This is a genomic window from Mycobacterium sp. UM_Kg1, assembly GCF_000972925.1.
GTDB lineage: Bacteria > Actinomycetota > Actinomycetes > Mycobacteriales > Mycobacteriaceae > Mycobacterium > Mycobacterium hiberniae.
This window is the reverse complement of record NZ_JRMK01000047.1, coordinates 21817-27885: the sequence shown is the minus strand read 5'-3', so window position 1 is coordinate 27885 and position 6069 is coordinate 21817. Positions and strand designations below refer to the sequence as shown.

Below are 6069 nucleotides of genomic sequence, written 5' to 3'. Positions count from 1 at the left end.
GGGGGGGGGGGGGGGGGGGGGGGGGGGGGGGGGGGGGGGGGGGGGGGGGGGGGGGGGGGGGGGGGGGGGGGGGGGGGGGGGGGGGGGGGTGTCCTGACTGGCGGAGGACGGACATGCGGCGAGGGATTTCGCGCCCATGGCCGCGTGGGTGCTCGGGTTGGTGCTGGTGCCACAGCTGGGCTCTGCGGCCACTCCGAACGGGGTGGTGTTCGACGAGCGGGTCAACCCGCCATTTCTGCTGTTGATTCAGCAGCTGCTGGAAACACTCGGGCCGCCCCGAACGCCGGCCAGGCCATCCTGCAGGGCAGCCCCGCCGACGGCTGGACGATGGTCAGCTGGAACGGGACGCCCGGACCGGCCACCCCCGACCAGCATTCCCCCAGGCGGTGCTCGACACCATCACCGACGCGCTGGGCGCAGATGCCGGCTCGCCGGCGACTCCCTCGACGCGCTTTCCACGAGCTTCATGGGAGCGATCTGAGCGGGCGAGCGGCCAGCCGTTAGGCTGACTGACCATGACGAGTACGGACCCGACGCCGAACCCGCACGCGACCGCCGAACAGGTGGAGGCGGCTCGGCACGACAGCAAGCTCGCGCAGGTGCTCTACCACGACTGGGAAGCTGAGCAGTACGACGAGAAGTGGTCGATCTCCTATGACGAACGCTGTATCGATTATGCGCGGGGCCGCTTCGATGTGATCGTGCCCGAAGCCGAGCGGGCGGCCCTGCCGTACGACCGGGCGCTGGAGCTGGGCTGCGGCACGGGCTTCTTCCTGCTCAACCTCATGCAGTCCGGGGTGGCCCGCAAGGGCTCGGTCACTGACCTGTCGCCCGGCATGGTCAAGGTGGCCACTCGCAACGGTCAGGCCCTCGGCCTGGACGTCGACGGCCGGGTCGCCGATGCCGAAGGCATCCCCTACGAGGACAACACCTTCGACCTGGTCGTGGGCCACGCGGTGTTGCACCACATCCCCGACGTCGAACTGTCGCTGCGCGAGGTGGTCCGGGTGCTCAAGCCTGGTGGCCGGTTCGTCTTCGCCGGTGAGCCCACCACCGTCGGCAACTTCTACGCTCGCCGGCTGGCCGACCTGACCTGGAAGACCACCGTCGCGGCGATGAAGCTGCCCGGAATGGGCTCGTGGCGCCGGCCCCAGGAAGAGCTCGACGAGAACTCGCGGGCCGCTGCCCTGGAGTGGATCGTCGACCTGCACACCTTCAAGCCCAGTGACCTCGAGCGCATGGCGACCAACGCCGGCGCCGTCGAAGTCCGCACCGCGAGCGAGGAATTCACCGCCGCCATGCTCGGGTGGCCGGTCCGCACCTTCGAGTCGACCGTCCCACCGGGCAAGCTGGGCTGGAAGTGGGCGAAGTTCGCGTTCGGCAGCTGGACCACCCTGAGCTGGGTGGACGCCAACGTGCTCAGCCGGGTGGTGCCCAAGGGCTGGTTCTACAACCTGCTGGTCACCGGGGTCAAACCGTCCTGACAGGCGGCTTCGGCTTCACGCCGGAAGACGTCCGGTACCTGTGCTCGGAGGCCGGTAGCGCCGCCCAGGCCGAGATCGCGGGCCTCGAGCTCAGCGACGCCACCCGCATCGCCGACATCGCCGCACTGCGCCGCCGCTACGGCGACCGGACGCCCGCGCTGGTCGAGACCATCCTGCTGCGCCGCCGGTCCGCCGCCAAGCTGGCAGAGCTGCCGCAGACCGCCCGCTGGCTGTTCACCGACGAGGCGCTGCAGCAGGCCAGTGCCGCCCCGGTCGCACGGCACCGCGCGCAACGGATCGGCGCCGCGGCACCGGGGGCGCTCGTGCACGACGTCACCTGTTCGGTCGGCACCGAACTGGCGGCGTTGACCGAGGCGACCGATCGGGTACTGGGCAGCGACCTCGATCCGGTACGGCTGGCGATGGCGCGTCACAACGTGGGCGGGGTCGGGCTGGTTCGCGCCGACGCACTGCGGCCGGTCAGCCGCGCCACGGTGGTGCTGGCCGACCCGGGCCGGCGCGGCGGCGGGCGCCGCCGCTTCGACCCGGCCGACTACCAGCCCGCGCTGGACCGGTTGCTCGAGGTTTACCGCGAGCGCCACCTGGTGGTAAAGGTTGCTCCCGGAATCGATTTCACGCAGGTCCACCAACTCGGATTCGACGGCGAGATCGAAGTCACCTCGTGGCGGGCGTCGGTACGCGAAGCCTGCCTGTGGTCGCCCGGCCTGGCCGAACCCGGCGTTCGCCGCCGCGCCGTGCTCCTCGACCGGGGCGAGCAGATCACCGACGCCGAGGCAGCCGACTGCGACGTGCGGCCGGCGGGACGCTGGATCATCGACCCCGACGGCGCGGTCGTGCGGGCCGGCCTGGTCCGCCAGTACGCCGCCCGCCACCGGCTGTGGCAGCTCGACCCCGACATCGCCTATCTCTCCGGTGCCGAATTGCCGGACGGCATGCGCGGATTCGAGGTCCTCGAGGAGTTGCCCTACAGCGAGAAGCGGCTGCGGCAGGTGCTCGCGGCACGCGGCTGCGGCGCGCTGGAGATCCTGGTGCGCGGTGTGCGCGACGTGCAGGCCGATCCCGACGGTCTGCGTCGCCGCCTGCGGTTGCGCGGGGACGTGCCCCTGTCGGTGGTGATCACCCGGATCGGGACGGGCCAGGCCGCCCGGGCGATTGCGTTCGTCTGCCGCCCATCGAGGTGACCGGCCCGGTAGGCTGACGGCTTCGGGGCCATTCCAGCTTGCTGCGGCAAGGCGAGACAAAGCGAGACAAACCGACAATGCGCATTCTGGTGGCCGCCCTGGTGGCGGGCGGTGCAGTAGGCGGCTGGCTGGGTATGACGAACTTTCCCTCGGCGGGAGCGGTGTCATCCTGCGCCGAACTGGGCGGCACGCTGGACTCCGGGCAATGCCACGTGCACGCCTCCACCGCCAGCTACACCCTGGACATGCGGTTCCCGGTCGACTATCCCGACCAGCAGACCCTGACCGATTATCTGGTCCAGAACCGCGACGGGTTTCTGACCGTGGCGAAGTCGACCGGCTCGCGGGACATGCCCTACGAGATGGACGCCACGTCCGAACAGCACCGCTCGGGCCAAGGGGCCAAAGGCACCCAGAGCGTGGTGCTGAAGATCTTCCAGGACCTCGGCGGCCCGCAGGCATCGACCTGGTATCAGGCCTTCAACTACGATCTGACGACCCGCAGGCCGATCACCTTCGAGACCCTGTTCGCGCCCAACAGCAAGCCGCTGGACACGATCTTTCCAATCGTGCAGCACGACCTGGAACGCCAGACCGGCGTGCCGGCGGTCCTGATCTCGTCGGGCTCGGGACTGGACCCGTCGCACTACCAGAATTTCGCCATCACCAACGACGAGGTGATCTTCTACTTCTCGCCCGGCGAACTGCTGCCGATGAGCGCCGGCGCCACCTCGGTCAAGGTGCCGCGGTCGGCCATCCCGCCACTGGCCGTCTAGGCGGGAGCGAAGCTGAACACCTGCCCGGCGCTGGTGGCCACCGCAACCCGCCGGTCATTGCCGACCGCCACGCCTACCGGAAAGCCGCGTGCTTCCGGAAGCGGGTAACTGTTGATCGTGTGGCCGTCGGTCGGGGCGAACACCAGCAGCGACAGCCCAGACGGGCCGAGGCTGGTACCGGCGGTCACGGTGTAGGCCACGTCGGTGGCCAGGCTCGACGAGGACAGCGGCACGGTGTCCTCGCGGCGCCACACCTGCTCGGCGTAGTCGCCGCGGTCGGCGAAGGCGACCAGCTGGGTATCGGGCCCGCCGCCGGAGACGATCAGCCCACCGGGCGTCACCGCCGGCGGGGTTTGGGCCAGGAACTTCAGCGGCACGGACCATTTTGCCTTGCCGTCCTCGGCGTTGATCGCCCACAGGCGCTGGTCGCGCCCGTTGACGTACACCGTCGCACCGTCGGCGGACAGGACGGGGCTGGCCAGCACCCCGGCCGCCACGGCGTCGCTGCTCCACTCCTGTGTGAGCAGCGGGCTGCCGCCGGGGTGGTACCGCAGCCCGACCAGCCCGGACTCCCTGGCGCCGGGCTGCCACACGCTCACCACCGCCATGTTGCTCACCGGCGAGAAGGCCGGCGCCGCCGCGACCGGGCAGTCCGGTCGCGCGCCCGCGCAGTCGGACAGACCGCGCCGGAAATCGGTGGGGTCGATGCCGTCCACCAGGTCCAGCGGTGTTCCCACGACGTTGCCGCTGTGCGCGTCGAAAATCAGCACCTGGCCCAGGTGGGTCACCACCAGCAACAGGCCGTCGCCGAGGATCCGTGGTGTCGAGGGCATGCCGATCACCGGTGCGCGCCAGCGAATCCACTGCGTCGGCGGGAACGACAGCATGGCACCCGGCTGGCCGACGTAGACGTTGTCGAAGCCGTCGATGAGCGGGCCGAAGAAGCCGCCGCCCTGATGCAGCCGGGTGCACCAGCGTTGCCGCCCGCGGTCGGCGTTCTCCCACTGCATCAGCGAGCACCCGGCCTCGGTCTGAGCGTTGAGCATCATCCAGCCGTGTGCGCCCAGTGCGGGCTGCGCTCCCAGCTCGCCCTTGACCGAGCGGATCCAGTCCAACTGCAGGTCACCTGCTCCCGCGGTGGCGGTATGGCTGCTGTTGGCGGCGTCGGCGTATTGAGCCGGCCAGCCCGGTGCGGGCGCGGCCTGTACCCAGGAATCGGTGTTGGCGCAGCCCCCCAGCACGGCCGCCACCGTCAGCAGTGCGATTCCGGCCAGGACACCACGTCGCCGCAACACAGTGGCAAACCCCAATCCCCGGCCGGTCAGTGAACGAGTCCAGGTGAGGGTAGCGCGTGGCGAGAACGCGCTCGCGTAGGCTTTCCGGCCATGACGACGATGTGGGGTGCTCCAATCCACAAACGCTGGCGGGGTTCGCGGCTGCGGGACCCGCGCCAGGCCAAATTCCTCACCCTGGCCTCGCTGCGCTGGGTGCTGGCCAACCGGGCCTACACGCCGTGGTATCTGGTGCGGTACTGGCGGCTGCTGAAGTTCAAGCTGGCCAACCCGCACATCATCACCCGCGGCATGGTGTTCCTGGGCAAGGGTGTGGAGATCCAGGCCACCCCGGAGATGTCCTACATGGAGATCGGCCGCTGGGTGCACATCGGCGACAAGAACACCATCCGGGCGCACGAGGGGTCGCTGCGGCTCGGCGACAAGGTGGTGCTGGGCCGCGACAACGTCATCAACACCTACCTCGACATCGAACTCGGGGATTCGGTGTTGATGGCCGACTGGTGCTACGTCTGCGACTTCGACCACAAGATGGACGACATCACCGTGCCGATCAAGGACCAGGGCATCATCAAGAGCCCGGTGCGAATCGGGCCGGACACCTGGATCGCCGCCAAGGTCACCATTCTGCGTGACACCAGCGTCGGCCGTGGTTGCGTCCTGGGCGCCCATGCCGTGGTCAAAGGCGTCATCCCGGACTACTCGATCGCGGTGGGGGCACCGGCGAAGGTGGTCAAGAACCGCAAACTGGCCTGGGAGACCTCGGCGGCCGAGCGGGCCGAATTGGCCGCCGCGCTGGCCGACATCGAACGCAAGAAGGCCGCCCAGAGCTGAGCCTGCCCGCCGCCTTCAGCGCGGCGTATGCCCGGCGTGACCGGGGGAAAGCTGCGAGAATCCGGTCATGACGACACCGGCTTTCTCCGATGTGTACCGAGAGAAGTACCTGCTGCTCACGACGTTCACCAAGGACGGCAAGCCCAAACCGACCCCGGTGTGGGGTGCGCCCGTCGGGGACCGGCTCTGGGTCATCACCGACGACGGGTCGTGGAAAACCAAGCGCATCAAGAACACCCCGCGGGTCACCATCCAAAAGTGCGGGGTTCTGGGCAAACCCAAGGGCGATCCCGTGGAGGCGGTCGCCCGGGTGCTGCCCAAGTCCGAGACCCGGCGGGTCTATGACGCCGTCGTCAAACGGTACTGGTGGCACGCCTGGTGGTTCGTCCCGCACTCGCTGGTGCGCGGTGGGATCGACAAGGTGCACATCGGGCTGGAAATCTCTCCGGCACCCGCGAGCAGCTGAGGCCGCCCGGCGTTC

The 6069-nt window shown here is 69.6% G+C and carries 6 protein-coding genes; 5 read left to right on the top strand and 1 reads right to left on the bottom strand.

Translation table 11 applies throughout. From position 1 onward, the window contains the following. Window positions 1-515: 515 nt before the first annotated feature. From LI92_RS09700 to LI92_RS09690, 3 genes are all read left to right on the top strand, one after another. Complete coding sequence (locus tag LI92_RS09700; protein WP_046318354.1) at window positions 516-1484, top strand: class I SAM-dependent methyltransferase; 969 nt, start codon at window positions 516-518, stop codon at window positions 1482-1484. Further along, entirely contained in the window at window positions 1481-2686 is a 1206-nt protein-coding gene (locus LI92_RS09695) for a THUMP-like domain-containing protein (RefSeq protein ID WP_192830019.1), read from the top strand. The genes LI92_RS09700 and LI92_RS09695 overlap by 4 nt, the downstream gene beginning before the upstream one ends. 77 nt (window positions 2687-2763) lie before the next feature. After that, entirely contained in the window at window positions 2764-3462 is a 699-nt protein-coding gene (locus LI92_RS09690; RefSeq protein WP_046318353.1) for an esterase, read from the top strand. On the opposite strand, the gene LI92_RS09685 is transcribed toward LI92_RS09690, so the two are convergent. Next, window positions 3459-4718: an outer membrane protein assembly factor BamB gene (locus LI92_RS09685; RefSeq protein ID WP_046318360.1), complete on the bottom strand. Its 1260-nt coding sequence runs from the start codon at window positions 4716-4718 to the stop codon at window positions 3459-3461. The two genes, LI92_RS09690 and LI92_RS09685, sit on opposite strands and share 4 nt — an antisense overlap. A 129-nt stretch (window positions 4719-4847) precedes the next feature. Between LI92_RS09685 and LI92_RS09680 the strand changes: the two genes are divergently transcribed. Both LI92_RS09680 and LI92_RS09675 read left to right on the top strand, forming a co-directional pair. Beyond that, window positions 4848-5588 carry an acyltransferase gene (locus tag LI92_RS09680; RefSeq protein ID WP_046318352.1) on the top strand — a complete coding sequence of 247 codons (741 nt, stop codon included), beginning with the start codon at window positions 4848-4850 and terminating at the stop codon, window positions 5586-5588. 67 nt (window positions 5589-5655) lie between these two features. Continuing rightward, on the top strand, window positions 5656-6054 hold the full coding sequence (locus LI92_RS09675; RefSeq protein ID WP_046318351.1) for a PPOX class F420-dependent oxidoreductase: 399 nt from the start codon (window positions 5656-5658) through the stop codon (window positions 6052-6054). The last annotated feature ends 15 nt before the right edge of the window (window positions 6055-6069 follow it).